17 protein-coding genes are annotated in these 15,324 nt (G+C 62.4%); 6 read left to right on the top strand and 11 right to left on the bottom strand.

Going from position 1 to position 15,324, the window contains the following annotated elements; translation table 11 throughout:
* Nucleotides 1-143: 143 nt before the first annotated feature.
* Complete coding sequence (locus tag NKH22_RS20160; RefSeq protein WP_023730118.1) at nt 144-1,253, bottom strand: aldo/keto reductase; 1,110 nt, start codon at nt 1,251-1,253, stop codon at nt 144-146.
* 34 nt (nt 1,254-1,287) lie between these two features.
* Nucleotides 1,288-1,815 carry a nuclear transport factor 2 family protein gene (locus NKH22_RS20155; RefSeq protein WP_023734354.1) on the bottom strand — a complete coding sequence of 176 codons (528 nt, stop codon included), beginning with the start codon at nt 1,813-1,815 and terminating at the stop codon, nt 1,288-1,290.
* A 99-nt stretch (nt 1,816-1,914) separates the two neighbouring features.
* Here NKH22_RS20155 and NKH22_RS20150 point away from each other — a divergent pair, with 99 nt between their 5' ends.
* Nucleotides 1,915-2,841: a LysR family transcriptional regulator gene (locus NKH22_RS20150; RefSeq protein WP_023684689.1), complete on the top strand. Its 927-nt coding sequence runs from the start codon at nt 1,915-1,917 to the stop codon at nt 2,839-2,841.
* A 33-nt stretch (nt 2,842-2,874) separates the two neighbouring features.
* Here NKH22_RS20150 and tsf read toward each other — a convergent pair whose 3' ends face one another.
* From tsf to NKH22_RS20125, 5 genes are all read right to left on the bottom strand, one after another.
* On the bottom strand, nt 2,875-3,795 hold the full coding sequence (gene tsf, locus NKH22_RS20145; protein ID WP_023684688.1) for a translation elongation factor Ts: 921 nt from the start codon (nt 3,793-3,795) through the stop codon (nt 2,875-2,877).
* A 108-nt stretch (nt 3,796-3,903) separates the two neighbouring features.
* On the bottom strand, nt 3,904-4,692 hold the full coding sequence (rpsB, locus tag NKH22_RS20140) for a 30S ribosomal protein S2 (protein ID WP_023671022.1): 789 nt from the start codon (nt 4,690-4,692) through the stop codon (nt 3,904-3,906).
* 177 nt (nt 4,693-4,869) lie between these two features.
* Nucleotides 4,870-5,481 (bottom strand): LysE family translocator, encoded by a 612-nt coding sequence (locus NKH22_RS20135; RefSeq protein ID WP_023706228.1) that lies wholly within the window; start codon nt 5,479-5,481, stop codon nt 4,870-4,872.
* Nucleotides 5,478-5,756 (bottom strand): DUF4031 domain-containing protein, encoded by a 279-nt coding sequence (locus tag NKH22_RS20130; RefSeq protein WP_023671020.1) that lies wholly within the window; start codon nt 5,754-5,756, stop codon nt 5,478-5,480. The genes NKH22_RS20135 and NKH22_RS20130 overlap by 4 nt, the downstream gene beginning before the upstream one ends.
* A gap of 44 nt (nt 5,757-5,800) precedes the next feature.
* Entirely contained in the window at nt 5,801-6,631 is an 831-nt protein-coding gene (locus NKH22_RS20125; protein WP_023671019.1) for a cell envelope integrity EipB family protein, read from the bottom strand.
* Between the two features lie 138 nt (nt 6,632-6,769).
* Between NKH22_RS20125 and NKH22_RS20120 the strand changes: the two genes are divergently transcribed.
* From NKH22_RS20120 to NKH22_RS20105, 4 genes are all read left to right on the top strand, one after another.
* Entirely contained in the window at nt 6,770-7,234 is a 465-nt protein-coding gene (locus tag NKH22_RS20120; protein ID WP_023693441.1) for a RidA family protein, read from the top strand.
* A gap of 14 nt (nt 7,235-7,248) precedes the next feature.
* Nucleotides 7,249-7,989: a glycerophosphodiester phosphodiesterase gene (locus NKH22_RS20115; protein WP_023693440.1), complete on the top strand. Its 741-nt coding sequence runs from the start codon at nt 7,249-7,251 to the stop codon at nt 7,987-7,989.
* Nucleotides 7,990-8,031: 42 nt separating this feature from the next.
* Nucleotides 8,032-9,246, top strand: a complete 1,215-nt coding sequence (locus NKH22_RS20110; protein ID WP_023693439.1) for a GNAT family N-acetyltransferase — start codon at nt 8,032-8,034, stop codon at nt 9,244-9,246.
* 95 nt (nt 9,247-9,341) lie between these two features.
* Complete coding sequence (locus NKH22_RS20105) at nt 9,342-9,770, top strand: HIT family protein (RefSeq protein WP_023693438.1); 429 nt, start codon at nt 9,342-9,344, stop codon at nt 9,768-9,770.
* Nucleotides 9,771-10,135: 365 nt separating this feature from the next.
* On the opposite strand, the gene clpA is transcribed toward NKH22_RS20105, so the two are convergent.
* From clpA to NKH22_RS20085, 4 genes are all read right to left on the bottom strand, one after another.
* Nucleotides 10,136-12,625: an ATP-dependent Clp protease ATP-binding subunit ClpA gene (gene clpA, locus NKH22_RS20100; RefSeq protein ID WP_023693436.1), complete on the bottom strand. Its 2,490-nt coding sequence runs from the start codon at nt 12,623-12,625 to the stop codon at nt 10,136-10,138.
* A gap of 6 nt (nt 12,626-12,631) precedes the next feature.
* The gene (gene clpS / locus NKH22_RS20095) at nt 12,632-12,958 is read right to left on the bottom strand and encodes an ATP-dependent Clp protease adapter ClpS (protein ID WP_023671012.1); all 327 of its coding nucleotides are present in this window, start codon (nt 12,956-12,958) and stop codon (nt 12,632-12,634) included.
* Nucleotides 12,959-13,235: 277 nt separating this feature from the next.
* Nucleotides 13,236-13,565, bottom strand: a complete 330-nt coding sequence (locus NKH22_RS20090) for a phasin family protein (protein WP_023671011.1) — start codon at nt 13,563-13,565, stop codon at nt 13,236-13,238.
* Entirely contained in the window at nt 13,562-13,837 is a 276-nt protein-coding gene (locus NKH22_RS20085; RefSeq protein WP_155927172.1) for a hypothetical protein, read from the bottom strand. Before NKH22_RS20085 ends, NKH22_RS20090 begins: the two co-directional genes overlap by 4 nt.
* A 68-nt stretch (nt 13,838-13,905) precedes the next feature.
* Between NKH22_RS20085 and NKH22_RS20080 the strand changes: the two genes are divergently transcribed.
* On the top strand, nt 13,906-15,300 hold the full coding sequence (locus NKH22_RS20080) for an SPOR domain-containing protein (RefSeq protein WP_502882027.1): 1,395 nt from the start codon (nt 13,906-13,908) through the stop codon (nt 15,298-15,300).
* The last annotated feature ends 24 nt before the right edge of the window (nt 15,301-15,324 follow it).

Here is a 15,324-nt window from a genome sequence, read left to right as displayed (position 1 = left end):
CATATGTGTAAACCAGACAGACCCGGGGCCGGCCGCCCGCGCGCGGGCGCCGCCGCGGGCGCTATGCCGAGTCCCGATACACCACGGGCGCCGCGATGCCCCGCGGCGCCCCTCGCCCAATTCCGCCTTCCCGTCGCGGCCCGTCAGTTGCTGGTGATGCTGACGGCGTCGCCGTCGACCAGCAGCGGCGGCGCATAACCCAACGGCTTGTCGCCGGTCACGGCGCCGCCGGTAACCCGGGCTTGTATGTCGGAACCGAAATAGGCGTACGGGAATGGCGGCGGTGTCTTGCTGACCGTATCCAGCCGCGCGCGAAGCTCGGCGGGTAAAGTGAAATCCAACGCCGCCAGATTGTCCTGCAACTGCGCCAGCTTGGTGGCGCCAAGAATCACGGTGGCGATGCCCGGTTGCGTTGCCACCCAGTTGAGCGCGACCTGCGCCATGCTGCGTCCGAGTTCGGCGGCAACTTTTTCGAGCTCCGCCACGATCGCCCAGTTGCGCTCGGTGAACTTCTGGAACCCCGGATGAGTGGTGTTGCGAAAGCCGTCGAGCCGGCCGGCATGGCCTTCCTGCGTCGGCCGGTACTTGCCGCTGAGCAGCCCGCTGGCCAGCGGGCTCCACACCATGATTCCTGCGCCATGGCGGGTGCCGAAGGGCACGAACTCATTTTCGATCGAACGCTCCGCCAGCGAATATTCAAGCTGCAGGGCCGACACCGGCTCGTAGCCGCGCCACTCGGCGATCGTCTGCGCGCGGGCAGCATACCAGGCCGGCACATCGGACAGGCCGACATGGCGAATTTTGCCCGCACGCACGAGATCATCCATCGTGCGCATGACCTCCTCGGCCGGCGTCAGCCCGTCCCAGACATGGAGGAGGTAGAGGTCGATATAATCAGTGCCCAACCGCTTCAGGGAAGCGTCCACGGCGCGCAAGATGTTCTTGCGGCCATTGCCGCCGGCGTTCGGATTGCCGGGCTCCGCGTTGAAGGTGAATTTCGTGGCGATCACCGCTCTGTCGCGCAAGCCTCGCTCGGCGATGAATTCGCCGAGCCAGGTTTCGGCTGTGCCGCCGGTGTAGAGGTCGGCGGTGTCGAAGAAATTGCCGCCGGCCTCGACATAGGCGTCGGCCATGGCGCGCGCGGTTTCCCTGTCCGCGCCCCAGCCCCATTCGGTGCCAAAGGTCATGGTGCCCAGTGCCAGCCGGCTGACGCGCAGGCCGCTGTTGCCCAGTGTGTAATAGCTCATGGTCATGGTGTTTTTCCTATCCTGATTTCTTGACGCCGGCTCACTGGCCAGGCGTCATCTTGACCCAGGGATTGCCGCGCTCATGCGTGGCGCGGAAAACGAAGCCGTCGACTTTCCAGCCGGTCCCGGAGCGAACCAGATGGTGCTCGTAGGTGCCCCAGACTTCCCACAGCGGGTCGCCATTGCCTTCCATCCGGTTCCAGGCATAGCCGTTCGAAGAGACGGTCGCCGCGTCCGCCTCAAAGATCACCTGGTGATTGGTGCGCAGATGCAGGCTGGTCTTGCTGCCCCTGAGGTTGCCGGCCCAGGTACCGATCAGATTGTCGGAGGGGATGGTGGCGGCAGGCTGTCCTGACAGGCTGCTGAAGTCGACGGTGACACGCTCGGCGAAATAGGAGCGGGCAAGCTTCCAGTCCTGCGCATCGACGGCACGGTCGATGGCGTCGGCGATGCGGATGACGGCGCGTTCGTCGGCGAGCGCGCGCCAACCGGACGGCTCGGCGCCGCCGGCATCGACCGGCGCTAGGGCAAGGCCTGCGGCGAAGGTAGCGTGTTTCAAGGCATCCATCTCTCTTCTCCTTTGTGCATCGGTGATGGCAATATGGGTCAGCCTGTCGGCATCGAGAAGATTGAAGTGTTCGCAAGGACTATGCGATATCATGCATGAATGGACCGGGATCTGCTCAGTCATTTGCCTGTCATCGTCGCCGTTGCCCGACGCGGCGGCTTTGCGCTTGCCGCGGCCGAACTGGGCATGTCCCCATCTGCCGTCAGCCATGCGGTGCGCCTCGTGGAGGAGCGGATCGGCCAGCCGCTGTTTGCGCGCACCACGCGCAGCGTCTCGCTGACGGAAGCCGGCAAGGCGCTGGTGGACACGGCAGCCCCTGCCCTCCAGGATATCGCCGACCGGATGGACCGCATCCGAGCCATCAAGGGCCGGCCCTCCGGCTTGCTCAGGTTGAACGTTCCCAACATCGCCGTTCCACTTGCCGTCACTCCCGTGGCCGCCGCGATGGCTGAACGCTATCCTGATGTGACCATCGAATTGCTCACCGACCAGGGGCTGGTGGACATTGTCGGCGAGGGTTTTGATGCCGGCATCCGGCTGGGCGAGATGATCGCACAGGACATGGTCACGGTCCGGCTGACGCCGCCATTCAACGCCGTGATCGTCGCCTCCCCCGCCTATGTCGGCCGGCATGGCCGTCCGCGCGGTGTGGCGGATCTTTCGGACCACAATTGCATCGGCTACCGGCTTGTGCGCTCCGGCGCACTCTATCGCTGGGACCTGACCGAGGACGGCAAGGATGTGGTGGCCGAGACGAAGGGTACGGTCATCGTCACCGATTCGCTGGCCGCGATCGACCTTGCGCTTGCCGGCGTCGGGCTGACCTATGTGTTCGAGCCGCTGGTGCGCGCGGAATTGGCCGCCGGCCGCCTCGTTCAGATCCTGCCGCAAACGGCGATCGAGGAGCCCGGCCTCTTCCTTTACTTCCCGCGCAGGGCGTCGACGGCGCCAAAGCTCAGGGCCTTCATCGACACCGCACAAGAAATCGGCCGAGCATCCTTGCGGACACCCGGCCGAGTTGCCTGAGCTGAGAAGCCCTTTTAGGGGCTATTTTTAAAACTACTTCTTCACCGCCGCCGCGACTTCCGCCGCGAAATCGGTCTCTTCCTTTTCGATGCCTTCGCCCAGCGCAAAGCGCAGATAGGCGGAGATCTTGGCCGGAGCGCCGATGTCCTTCTCGGCATCCTTCAGCGCCTGCTCGACAGTGATGTCGGGATTGAGCACGAAGGCCTGCTTGAGGAGCACGACTTCCTCGTAGAACTTGCGCAGGCGGCCTTCGACCATCTTTTCGATGATCGCTTCCGGCTTGCCGGACTGGCGCGCCTGGTCGGCGAAGATCGCCTTCTCGCGCTCGACCGCTGCCGGATCGATCTGCTCGGCGGTCAACGCCAGCGGGTTGGTGGCAGCGACATGCATGGCGACCTGGCGGCCAAAGGCGTTGGCGGCATGCTCATTGCCCGTCGTCTCGATCGCGACCAGAACGCCGAGCTTGCCAAGACCATCGGCAACCGCATTGTGGACGTAGGTTGCGACAGCACCGTGCGGGACGGTGAGCTTGGCCGAACGGCGGAAGCTCATGTTCTCGCCAATGGTGCCAACGGCGTCCTTGATGGTGTCGGTGACCGACTTGTCCGAACCCGGATACTTTGCGGCAGAGACAGCCTCCGTCGTGCCATAAGCAAGCGCGACCTTGGCGACATTGCGAACGATCTCCTGGAACTGCTCGTTGCGGGCCACGAAATCGGTCTCGGAGTTAACCTCGACGATGGCGGCCTCGCGGACGCCGGAGTCGACGCCGATCAGGCCTTCGGCGGCAGTACGGCCAGCCTTCTTGTCGGCCTTGGAAATGCCCTTCTTGCGCAGCCAGTCGACGGCCTCTTCGATGTTGCCGTTGGTCTCGGTCAACGCCGCCTTGCAGTCCATCATGCCCGCGCCGGTCAAGTCGCGGAGTTCTTTGACCTGTGCAGCCGAAATGCTCATTGTCGCCTCTTTGTTTTAAATGCACCGACGCACCACCGGTACTCGGTGATGCGTCCGTCTAGCGTGCCAAATATGAGAATGATGAAGGCCGCAACCGGCCTTCGACTGTCAAGCTTCCGGAGCGTCCGCAGCCGGGGCCGGAGCCGGATCAAGCGCCGGTTCGACCGGAGCTTCGACCGAGGCGCCGATGTCGACGCCGAGCGCGCCCTGCTGGCGGGCGATGCCGTCGATGGCAGCCTTGGCGATCAGGTCGCAATAGAGCTGGATGGCGCGCGCCGCGTCGTCATTACCGGGGATCGGGAAGTCGATCTTGTCCGGATCGCAGTTCGAATCGATGATGGCGACGACCGGAATGCCGAGGCGCTTGGCCTCGAGAATGGCGATCGCTTCCTTGTTGGTGTCGATGACGAACATCAGGTCGGGGGTCGAGCCCATGTCCTTGATACCGCCGAGCGCCTTGTCGAGCTTCTCGCGCTCGCGGTCGAGGTTCAGGCGTTCCTTCTTGGTCAGGCCCTGGGCCTCACCGGCCAGCATCTCGTCGAGCTTGCGCAGGCGCTGGATCGAATTCGAGATCGTCTTCCAGTTGGTCAGCATGCCGCCGAGCCAACGCGAGTTGACATAGTATTGGGCCGAACGCTGTGCGGCGTCGGCGACGATGTCGGACGCCTGGCGCTTGGTGCCGACGAACAGCACGCGGCCGCCCTTGGCAACGGTGTCGGAAACCTGCTTCAGAGCCTGGTGCAGCAAAGGCACCGTCTGCGACAGGTCGATGATGTGGATGTTGTTGCGGGCGCCGTAGATGTAAGGCGCCATCTTCGGGTTCCAGCGGTGGGTCTGGTGGCCGAAGTGAATGCCAGCTTCCAAAAGCTGGCGCATGCTGAAATCAGGCAGTGCCATTCTTAGTTCCTTTTCCGGTTAGCCTCCACGGACACAGGCATTTTTGGACTTTGTCCTCGAACGCCACCGGAGGTTTCAGCCGGATTTCTCCCGGGCAGACACCAAAGTCCGTGTGTGGAATGAGCGCGCATATAGAGGGGAAGCGCTGCAAACGCAAGCGGTGAGGTGCTTCATCGCTCAGCGTGCGGCAATCAGCGCTCCGGTGCCGATCATGGCGCTGCCGGCGAACCGGTTAATCAGCCGCATGCGTTCGGGCGTCCTGAGCCAGCCGGATGCCCTGCCCGCCAGCGCGGCGTAGATGCCAATGGTGAGAATATTGGCGCCGACGACGACTGCCACCACCAGCAGGCCGTCGGCAAACGTCATGGTGTCGAGGTTGAGGATCAGCGGCATGATCGAGGCGTGGAACAGGATCGCCTTCGGGTTGCCGAGCGCCACGGAGGCGCCAAGCAGGAACGACCGCGACAATCCGGTTTGGGGGATTCCTTGCGCGGCCGATTGCGCGGCCGCGGCCCGCCACATCTTGATGCCGAGGAAAATCAGGTAGGCCGCACCGGCGTATTTCAACAGGAGAAACACCCATTCGAAGGTCTGGGCCAGCGCCACCAGCCCGAGCAGTGCCAGGGTGACCAGCACGGCATCGCCGGCGGCAATGCCCATTCCGGCGACGAACGCACGCAGGAAGCCGCGTGCCACGCCGTTGGTGATCACCGTGAACATCGCCGGTCCCGGCGTGGCGGCGGCAAGTGTGATGGCAAGGCAATAAGCCAGGAATGCCGTTAGGGTCACGATCGGCCCTTTCCGTTGGGTACCCGTACGCGCCTGAAGATCGCAACGATCTCCTCGCGGCTGCATTCGATGGCGCCGAGCCGCACCGCCCGGTCGCGCTCGAAGCCGGTTATGTCATAGTGCGGCGCCGATGTCCTGGGCGGCCCCTGGTAGGACGAACGCTTGACGCCAAGCTCGGCGGCGAAACGATGCAGTTCGTCCGTATCGTCGGCCATCAGGTGGCACCAGCGATGGCCGGCCCATTTCCAGATCGCCGCATCGACATAGACCGCCATCGGGAACTGCCATCAAGCCTGCCGTGGCCAGCGCCGCATTGTTGCTATTTCGAGACCGGGCAAGGCTTGGTCTGATCGAACAGCGACAGGTTGACCAGCTTTCCGGTCATCGAGAACTCGCCATAGTCCATTGTGAGGTCGCGGGTGATGCCGTTCTCGTGCAGCTTGAAGCTGATGCGGTATTCCGGCACCTCTTCGCCCGATTTGTCGGTCTCGTCGAAATAGGCGATGTCGACCGGCCAGTATTTGTCGCCTGCAAGCTTGGCCAGCGCCGGCGCTTCGGGGTCGGCCTTGTCGCCCTCGGCCTTCTTGCCGACGATGACGGTGGTGGTCATCACCTTGTTGGCATCCTCCGAACCGTCGAACAGGCTGGTTTCGTAGAAATTCTCGCCCTTCTCGGCCTTGCCGATCAGTTCGACCAGATGCTGGGTCGGGAACTGAGTGGCGGCGAGTTCCAGGCTGTTCTTCTCGGGCTTGTCGATGTCGACCTTGAGGCCCTTGGTCTCTTTCGTGGCGGTGCCCTTGACCTCCTTGTCGAGGTTCTGGTCGACGAAGGATTTGGTCACGAACGAGAAGGTCTTGCCTTCGGCGTCCTCGAACGTGGTCGTCTGCTGGTCGGTCAGCCTGGTGTTGTCGCCGGTGGCGATCTGGGTGACGAAACGGAATTTTACCGTATAGCCCTCGCAGGGCGAGCCGTTGAACTCATAGACCATGCGGCCGGAAATGCCGGTGATGCCCGAGCGGTCCGACGCCTTGTCGAGGGTAAGATCGTAGACGGCGCGATGCGCCTGCAGCGCCGGCACGGCAAAGGCCGGAGCCATCGAGAACAGCACCGGAACGAGAACGGCGTGGAAGGCAAGGCGCGTTGCGCGCATAAGGGGCTCCGATCGTCGCAGCTGATGGCAGGCCGCAGGTAAAGATGGTCCAGCTTAAAAAAAGTCGTGGCGGAAGCGAGGCAAAAATAGCAATTTCGGCCCGGCCAGCGCGGCGTCTCCAAGCAATAGGGAAATACCATGAGTGAAACAATCGAAAAGCGGCTAAGCGATCTCGGCGTGACGATACCTGCCGCCGCAGCGCCCGCCGCGAACTATGTGCCCTATTGCAGGTCCGGCAATCTTTTGTTCACCGCCGGGCAGTTGCCGCTCAAGGACGGCAAGCTGCAGGCAAGCGGCCTGCTCGGCCGCGACGTCGACACGGCAACCGGCAAGGAAGGCGCAAAGTACTGTGCAATCAACATCTTGGCGCAGGCAAAAGCAGCACTTGGCGATCTCGAAAAAATCCAGCGGCTGGTCAAGATCACCGTCTTTGTTGCATCAGTGCCGGATTTCGTCGAGCAGCATCTGGTCGCCAATGGCGCCTCCGATTTCCTGGTCGCGGCCCTTGGCGAGCGCGGCAAGCATGCCCGCTCCGCCGTCGGCACCGCCTGTCTGCCGCTTAATGCCGCAGTGGAAATCGAAGCCGTCTTCGAGGTCGCATGAGCAGGACCAAGACAATGACCGACCTTTCCTGGCTGACCGCCCGGCCGGTGGCGCATCGCGGCTTTCACGACATGAACAAGACGCGCTGGGAAAACACGCTGTCGGCCTTCGCTGCTGCCGCCGAGCGCGGCTATGCGATCGAATGCGACGTGCACCTCTCATCCGACCGCGTTCCCGTCATCATCCATGACGGCGACCTCAAGCGGCTGACCGGCCAGGACGGCTTTGTCTGGCAGCGCACGGCAGCGGAACTGGCGGCGCTCAGGATCGGCGGCACCAAGGACCATGTGCCGACACTGCAAGAAGCGCTCGACCTGGTCGACGGCCGTGTGCCGATGATTGTCGAACTGAAGGGTGTGCCCGGTTACGACGAGGGCTTGGTGGCAAGCGTCGGCAAGATGCTGGAGCGCTACAAGGGCAAGGCGGCGATCATGTCGTTCGACCACTGGCTGGTCCGCGACTTCCCTAGGGATGCGCCTGGCATTCCGGGTGGGCTGACCGCCTACGGCAGGGACAATCAGTTGATCGAGGCGCATTTTGCCATGCTGGCACATGACCTCGCCTTCACCTCCTATGCCGCGGGCGATCTGCCGAACCCGTTCGTCAGCTTCGTGCGCGAAAGGCTTAAAATGCCTGTCATCACCTGGACGGTGCATGACCAGCCGGCGGTGGATCTCACTTTCAAATACGCCGACCAGATGACGTTCGAAGGGTTCGAACCCGATCTGTCAGTGTCGCCTGATGGAAGTGCCTGAAACGTGACTTGTAGCGGCCCCGACAGAGCTTAAATAAGCCCCATGGATCAGGGTGATGAAGGCGACGGGCAAACGGCGAATGCGGAGTTTTCCATCCGCGTCGCCGCCGGCATCAATGCCTTCACCTGCGACGAGTGGAACGGCTTTACCGGCACAACCCGCAGCGACACAGAAAATGGCTATAACCCTCTCGTTTCATATGCTTTTCTGAGCGCGCTTGAAGATTCCGGCTGCGCCGTGCGGCGTACCGGCTGGCAAGGTCATCATCTCAGACTGGAAAATGCCCAAGGCAGATTGCTGGGCGCCGTGCCCTGCTATCTCAAATCGCACAGCCAGGGCGAATATGTCTTCGACCACGGCTGGTCCGATGCGTTCGAACGCGCCGGCGGCAACTACTATCCGAAACTGCAATGCGCCGTGCCGTTCTCTCCGGTCACCGGCCCTCGCCTGCTGGTCAGCAAGGGCGAGGACAGCGCCATTGTGAAGGCCGGTCTCGCAGCGGGCCTGAAGGCGGTGACGGAAAAGCTCGGCGTGTCCTCCGCGCATGTCACCTTCGCCAGTGAAAGCGACGTTGCAACGCTGGAAGCAGCCGGCTTCCTGCACCGCACCGACCAGCAGTTCCACTTCTTCAACGAAGGCTTTTCGACCTATGACGATTTCCTCGCTACGCTGGCATCGCGCAAGCGCAAGGCGATGAAGAAGGAGCGGCGCGAGGCGCTCGCCAACGATATCTCGATCGACCGGCTGACCGGCAAGGACCTGACCGAAAGGGCCTGGGACGATTTCTTCGCCTTCTATATGGACACCGGCAGCCGCAAATGGGGCCGGCCTTATCTCAACCGCAAGTTCTTCTCGCTGATCGGCGAGCGCATGTCCCAGGATATCCTGTTGGTAATGGCCAAGCGCAATGGCCGCTATGTCGCCGGCGCCATCAACTTCATCGGCTCCGATGCGCTCTACGGCCGCAATTGGGGCTGCATCGAGGACCACCCGTTCCTGCATTTCGAAGTTTGCTACCATCAGGCCATCGACTTCGCCATCGAGCGTAAGCTGAAGGTGGTCGAGGCCGGCGCGCAGGGTGAGCACAAGCTGGCGCGCGGCTATCGTCCCGTGACCATGCATTCGGCGCACTACATCGCACATCCCGGCCTGCGCAATGCTGTGGCCGATTATCTCCGGCGTGAGCGGCGCGAGGTCGAGCGGATGGGCGAAATTCTGGAAGAGCATACGCCGTTCCGCAAGGATCTTGAGGAATAGCGATCCGCCCTGCCCTCGCCTGTCGATATCGCCGGACCATCTTGCCGGTCCGGGACAGCTTCGCTACACCGGGAGCATACTCCCGGAGCGCCGCCATGACCGAGGCTTACGACCCCAGCAATATCTTCGCGAAGATCCTGCGCGGCGAAATCCCGTCGCACCGCGTCTACGAGGATGATGCCGTGGTCGCCTTCATGGATGTGATGCCGCAAGGCCCCGGTCACACGCTGGTGGTGCCCAAAGCACCGTCGCGCAATCTGCTCGATGCCGATCCGGCGACGCTCGGCCGGCTGTTCACCACGGTCCAGAAGGTGGCGCTGGCGGTCAAAAAGGCTTTCGGCGCTGACGGGGTCACCATCCTGCAGTTCAACGAACCGGCGTCTGGCCAGACCGTCTACCACCTGCATGTCCATGTCATCCCGCGGTTCGAAGGCATCGCGCTCAAGCCGCATACGGGACAGATGGAGAAGCCCGAAGTGCTGACTGAGAACGCGGCCAGGATCCGGGCAGCGCTGAACGGTTGAGGTGGCGTGCGCCTCAAGGCGATGAGCTCAGCCACAATCCATTACGTCGGTTAGGGAAATATCAAACCACCCGTGATAACGCGCGCCGTACCGGGATGCGTTTGGGTTTTCAAAATCGTGGAACATTCGGTTGCGACATCAGAGCCGTTGGTAGAAGCAGCTGCCGCGCCGTGGATGGCTATGCGAGCGTTCTGATCTCGATCGCCATCTGGAAGGCGTGCGGGTACTTCCTGGGCAAGTTTGCACCCGAGGGCGTCGCCGCCTGACCTAACAACATCTGCCCTGAAAAGCAGGGGCGCTGTGTCGGCAAACCGGCCAGCCAATGAAAAAAGGGCCCGTCACCGGGCCCTTCATAGGCGAACCTTTCAGCTCTTGCGCGGCAGTTGCGGCACCAGGCTGCGCTTGCCGCCATCCTTGCCCTTGGGCTCAGGCTCGTCCTTGCCCTTGGGCTGAGGCTTCTGCGCCACCGCCTTCTTGGCGACGGGCTTCTTGGCCACTGCCTTGCGGGCTTTCGGCGTCTCTTCCGGCTCCTGCTTCGGCTGCACCGGGGCTTCGTCGGCCAGTGATTCGAGCTTCAGGCCGGTTTCGCCGGTTTCCTTCTTCTCGACGGTGACGCGCACCGTGCCGCCCTTCTTGAGCTTGCCGAACAGCACCTCGTCGGCCAACGGCTTCTTGATGTGCTCCTGGATGACCCGGCCGAGCGGCCGCGCACCCATGCGTTCATCGTAGCCCTTGTCGGCCAGCCAGGCGATCGCGTCCGGCGACAGGTCGAAGGTGACGCCCCGCTCGGAGAGCTGGGCCTCGAGCTGCATGACGAACTTCTGCACCACCTGATGGATGACCGGCACCGGCAGCGAGCCGAACGGGATGATCGCATCGAGACGGTTGCGGAACTCCGGCGTGAACAACCGGTTGATGGCCTCGACATCGTCGCCTTCGCGCTTGGTCGATCCGAAACCGATCGCCGCGCGCTGCGCATCGGATGCGCCCGCATTGGTGGTCATGATAAGGATGACATTGCGGAAGTCGATCTGCTTGCCGTTGTGGTCGGTCAGCTTGCCGTGGTCCATGACCTGCAACAGGATGTTGAACAGGTCCGGATGCGCCTTCTCAACTTCATCCAGCAAGAGCACGCAGTGCGGATGCTGGTCGACCCCGTCGGTGAGCAGACCGCCCTGGTCGAAGCCGACATAGCCGGGAGGCGCGCCGATCAACCGCGAGACGGTGTGGCGTTCCATATATTCCGACATGTCGAAGCGGATCAGCTCGACGCCGAGCGAGGCAGCCAACTGCTTGGCGACTTCGGTCTTGCCGACGCCGGTCGGGCCTGAGAACAGGTAGGAGCCGATCGGCTTTTCCGGTTCGCGCAGGCCGGCACGCGCCAGCTTGATCGCCGAGGTCAGCGCGGTGATGGCGGTGTCCTGGCCATAGACGACGCGCTTCAGCTCGATGTCGAGGCCTTGCAGCACCTTCTCGTCGTCTGCCGAAACCGTCTTCGGCGGGATGCGGGCCATCGTGGCGATCGTGGCTTCGATCTCCTTGATGCCGATCGTCTTCTTGCGCTTGGCTTCCGGCACCAGCATCTGCGAGGCGCCGGTCTCGTCGATCACGTCGATCGCCTTGTCCGGCAGCTTGCGGTCGTTGATGTAGCGGGCCGACAGTTCCACCGAAGCCTTGATCGCCTCGTTGGTGAACTTCACCTTGTGGAATTCCTCATAATAGGGCTTGAGGCCCTTCATGATCTCGATGGCGTCCTCGATGGTCGGCTCGTTGACGTCGATCTTCTGGAAGCGCCGCACCAGAGCGCGGTCCTTCTCGAAGAACTGGCGGAACTCCTTGTAAGTGGTCGAGCCGATGCAGCGGATGGCACCCGAAGACAGCGCCGGCTTCAACAGGTTCGACGCATCCATCGCGCCGCCTGACGTGGCGCCGGCCCCGATCACCGTGTGGATCTCGTCGATGAACAGCACGGCGCCGGGATAATCCTCGAGCTCCTTGACGACCTGCTTCAGCCGCTCTTCGAAATCGCCGCGATAGCGCGTGCCGGCCAACAGCGTGCCCATGTCGAGCGCGAAGATGGTGGCGTCCTGCAGCACTTCGGGCACATCGCCTTCAACGATGCGCTTGGCCAGGCCTTCGGCAATCGCCGTCTTGCCAACGCCGGGATCGCCGACATAGAGCGGGTTGTTCTTGGAACGGCGGCACAGCACCTGGATGGTGCGGTTGATTTCGCTCTCGCGGCCGATCAGCGGATCGATCTTGCCGGCCTTGGCCTTGTTGTTGAGGTTGACGCAATAAGCCGTCAGCGCATCCTGCTGCTGCTTCTTCTTGCCGCCTTCCTCCTGCGGCTCGGCGCCATTCGGGCCGCCCTGCTCGTCATCGGCGCCGCGCGGCGAGCGCGTCTCCGATGCGCCGGGGCGCTTGGCGATGCCGTGCGAGATGTAGTTGACCGCGTCGTAGCGGGTCATCTGCTGTTCCTGCAGGAAATAAGCGGCATGGCTCTCGCGCTCGGCAAAGATGGCGACGAGCACGTTGGCGCCGGACACTTCCTCGCGGCCGGATGACTGTACATGGATCACGGCGCGCTGGATGACGCGCTGGAAGCCGGCGGTCGGCTTGGAATCCTCATCGTAACCGGTGACCAGATTGTCGAGTTCGGTGTCGATATAGGTCAGAACGGTGTGCTTCAGCTCGTCCAGATCGACGTTGCAGGCGCGCATAACGGCGGCCGCCTCGGTGTCGTCGATGAGGGCGAGCAGCAGATGTTCTAGGGTTGCATATTCATGGTGCCGCTCATTGGCGAGCGTCAGCGCCTGGTGAAGCGCCTTTTCCAGGCCTTGGGAGAAAGCCGGCATGTTACCTCACTTCTTCTCCATCACGCATTGCAGCGGATGCTGATTCTGTCGGGCGAAATCCATGACCTGAGACACTTTGGTCTCGGCCACCTCGAATGTATAGACCCCGCACTCGCCCACCCCATGATTGTGAACATGAAGCATGATGCGTGTGGCGGCTTCGCGGTCCTTTTGAAAAAAACGCTCCAGGACGTGAACCACGAACTCCATGGGCGTATAGTCGTCGTTGAGGATGAGGACCCTGTAAAGGCTGGGCTTCTTGGTCTTGGTCTTCGTGCGCGTAATGACGGCTGTGCCGCGACCGGCCTCATTGCCGTCGCCGTCACTTTGCATCCGCACCACGCTTGTTGTGGCAGTCAAACCTGAAGTCACGTAATCCTGCCTCTTTCGAATCCCCATGGCGAGTTCGATATGTAGGTGTTCGATGGACGATTTTAAGCCCTTCTTGTTAGCTGACAATATGGCTAGGTGGGCAAACCGAGGCGATTTTCAAAATCGTGAACCGCCAAAGCCCCGGAATTGAAACCGGCATGAAAAAACCCGGCCGCGCATCCGCGACCGGGTCTGTTTTGCAAGCCCGAAAGGCCGTGCCTGGTATTCTCGAGCGAAATTACTTCGCCTTGGCGACAATCGATTCGAAGGGCTTGTAAGCCTCCTTGGCGAGATCGGCATAGAGATCGCCGAACTTGGTCGCCTCGGCAACGAAGCTCTCATAGCTCTGCTTGGCGAAGTCGGACTGGATCTCGACCGCCTTTTCCAGCGACTTGGCGGAGAACAGCTTTTCGACCGCGGCGCTGCCGGCTTCGAAGCTCTTCTTGGTGTATTCGCCAGCTTCGGTGGCGATCGCCTGCGCGCCCTTGGAGAGCGAGGTGAAGCTCTTCAATCCGGTATCGGCAAACTCCTTGCCGTATTTCGAGAAGTCCTCGTAGGTCTGGGTCATTTGACGTTTCCCTTGGCGTTTTGAAGCGCCCTTGCCTGAGCGCGGTTGTGCAATGCACGAGAATATATTGTGCGCTGCACAAAAGTCAAGATTTCAGCGGCATCAGGCCGCGCTGCGCCGGCAACAGCTAAAATTCGAATAAAGAAAGGCTCAAGCCCGAGGAAAATGGTGAACGCGCCGGTTACCATAAACGGATTGGTAACGCTGGCCGCGATAGTTTGACGACAAGTGAGGTCGGATCCCTTTGCCGCCTCCATGGCAATGAGTTTCAAAGGAACTATCAGTGCGTCAGGCGTTGTCGGTCTTCGGTTCAAAATCCGCATCTTCCCTCAAAATGATCATGATCCTCGCTTTGGCGATGTCATTTGTCGTTGCGGATGCCGCGTCCTCGATGGCCGCCAGGTCTTCGGCGATCGTCGTCGACGCCAAGACCGGCAAGGTGCTTTATTCGTCCGATGCCAACGGCCGGCGCTACCCGGCGTCGCTGACCAAGATGATGACGCTCTATCTGACCTTCGAGGCCATGGCGAAGGGCCGGATCAGCAGGAACACGCCCGTGCCGTTCTCGGCCAAAGCGGCGGCCGAACCGCCGACCAAGCTCGGCGTCAAGGCGGGCGGAGCGGTTTCGGTCGAGACCGCCATCCTGTCGATGGTGACCAAGTCGGCCAATGATTCGGCGACCGCGCTCGGCGAACTGCTCGGCGGCAGCGAAAGCAATTTCGCCCGCATGATGACCGCCAAGGCGCGCGCGCTCGGCATGGACGGCACCGTGTTTCGCAATGCCAACGGCCTGCCCGATCCCGGCCAGTTCACAACCGCCCACGACATGGCGATGCTTGGCATAGCGCTCAGGGAACATTATCCGCAGTATTACGGCTATTTCTCGCAGCGCTCCTTCCTTTACGGCCGCCAGCGCATCAATGGCCACAACCGTCTGCTCGGCCGCATCAAGGGCGTCGACGGCATCAAGACCGGCTATACCCGCGCCTCCGGCTTCAACCTCGTCTCGTCGGTTTCGGATGGCAACCGCCGCCTCGTCGCCGTCGTCATGGGCGGCACTTCGGGGCGCAGCCGCGACAATCAGATGGCCGGCCTGATCAACGCCTACATGCCGCGCGCATCGACCCGCGGCGGCGGCGCCCTGGTCGCCAAGGCCGGCGGCGACAATCCGGTCAAGGCGCTGGCCAAGGTCTTCCTGCCCAAGCATGACGCGCCGACGCCCGATGGCAAGCCGATCGTTGAAGACGATGCCGTAGCGTCCAATGACGATCCGACATCCGCTGACGAGCAGTCTGCTGAAGGCCAGTCTGCCGACGAACAGACGGTGGCCGCGGTCGAAGAGCCCGCCCCCGTCGTCAAGACCAGGAAGGTCAAGACCGTCATCGTGACGGCGCCGAAGGTCGAAACTGCGCAGATTGTGGCTGCCTATGCCGAACCCACGCCTGCATCCCCTCAGGGGGTCGACCCGGTCAACACGGCCTCGGTGCCGGCTGGCTGGGCGGTGCAGGTAGCGTCGTCGCCCAAGCAGTCCGAAGCCCTGGCTTTCCTAGACAAGACCGCCAAGCAGGCGCCCAAGGTTCTTGGGGCTGCTTCCGGCTTCACCGTCGCCTTCCAGAAGGATGGCGAGACCTATTACCGCGCCCGGTTCGGCGGCTTCCGCTCGAAGGACGCGGCCTGGAATGCCTGCAATGCCCTGAAGAAAAAGAAAATCGCCTGCTACGCCGTCCAACAGTAGGGCGGCGTCGGAACCATCTCCCGG

Source organism: Mesorhizobium sp. M1252 (genome assembly GCF_040318265.1).
Lineage (GTDB): Bacteria > Pseudomonadota > Alphaproteobacteria > Rhizobiales > Rhizobiaceae > Mesorhizobium.
Note: the sequence above shows the minus strand (reverse complement) of the source record. Positions and strands in the feature narration are given on the sequence as shown.

Coding starts and splice junctions, on each gene's coding strand:
- NKH22_RS20160 (WP_023730118.1), bottom strand. CDS start 1,253: ATGACCATGAGCTATTACACACTGGGCAACAGCGGCCTGCGCGTCAGC.
- NKH22_RS20155 (WP_023734354.1), bottom strand. CDS start 1,815: ATGGATGCCTTGAAACACGCTACCTTCGCCGCAGGCCTTGCCCTAGCG.
- NKH22_RS20150 (WP_023684689.1), top strand. CDS start 1,915: ATGGACCGGGATCTGCTCAGTCATTTGCCTGTCATCGTCGCCGTTGCC.
- tsf (WP_023684688.1), bottom strand. CDS start 3,795: ATGAGCATTTCGGCTGCACAGGTCAAAGAACTCCGCGACTTGACCGGC.
- rpsB (WP_023671022.1), bottom strand. CDS start 4,692: ATGGCACTGCCTGATTTCAGCATGCGCCAGCTTTTGGAAGCTGGCATT.
- NKH22_RS20130 (WP_023671020.1), bottom strand. CDS start 5,756: ATGGCGGTCTATGTCGATGCGGCGATCTGGAAATGGGCCGGCCATCGC.
- NKH22_RS20125 (WP_023671019.1), bottom strand. CDS start 6,631: ATGCGCGCAACGCGCCTTGCCTTCCACGCCGTTCTCGTTCCGGTGCTG.
- NKH22_RS20120 (WP_023693441.1), top strand. CDS start 6,770: ATGAGTGAAACAATCGAAAAGCGGCTAAGCGATCTCGGCGTGACGATA.
- NKH22_RS20115 (WP_023693440.1), top strand. CDS start 7,249: ATGACCGACCTTTCCTGGCTGACCGCCCGGCCGGTGGCGCATCGCGGC.
- NKH22_RS20110 (WP_023693439.1), top strand. CDS start 8,032: ATGGATCAGGGTGATGAAGGCGACGGGCAAACGGCGAATGCGGAGTTT.
- NKH22_RS20105 (WP_023693438.1), top strand. CDS start 9,342: ATGACCGAGGCTTACGACCCCAGCAATATCTTCGCGAAGATCCTGCGC.
- clpA (WP_023693436.1), bottom strand. CDS start 12,625: ATGCCGGCTTTCTCCCAAGGCCTGGAAAAGGCGCTTCACCAGGCGCTG.
- clpS (WP_023671012.1), bottom strand. CDS start 12,958: ATGCAAAGTGACGGCGACGGCAATGAGGCCGGTCGCGGCACAGCCGTC.
- NKH22_RS20090 (WP_023671011.1), bottom strand. CDS start 13,565: ATGACCCAGACCTACGAGGACTTCTCGAAATACGGCAAGGAGTTTGCC.
- NKH22_RS20080 (WP_502882027.1), top strand. CDS start 13,906: ATGATCCTCGCTTTGGCGATGTCATTTGTCGTTGCGGATGCCGCGTCC.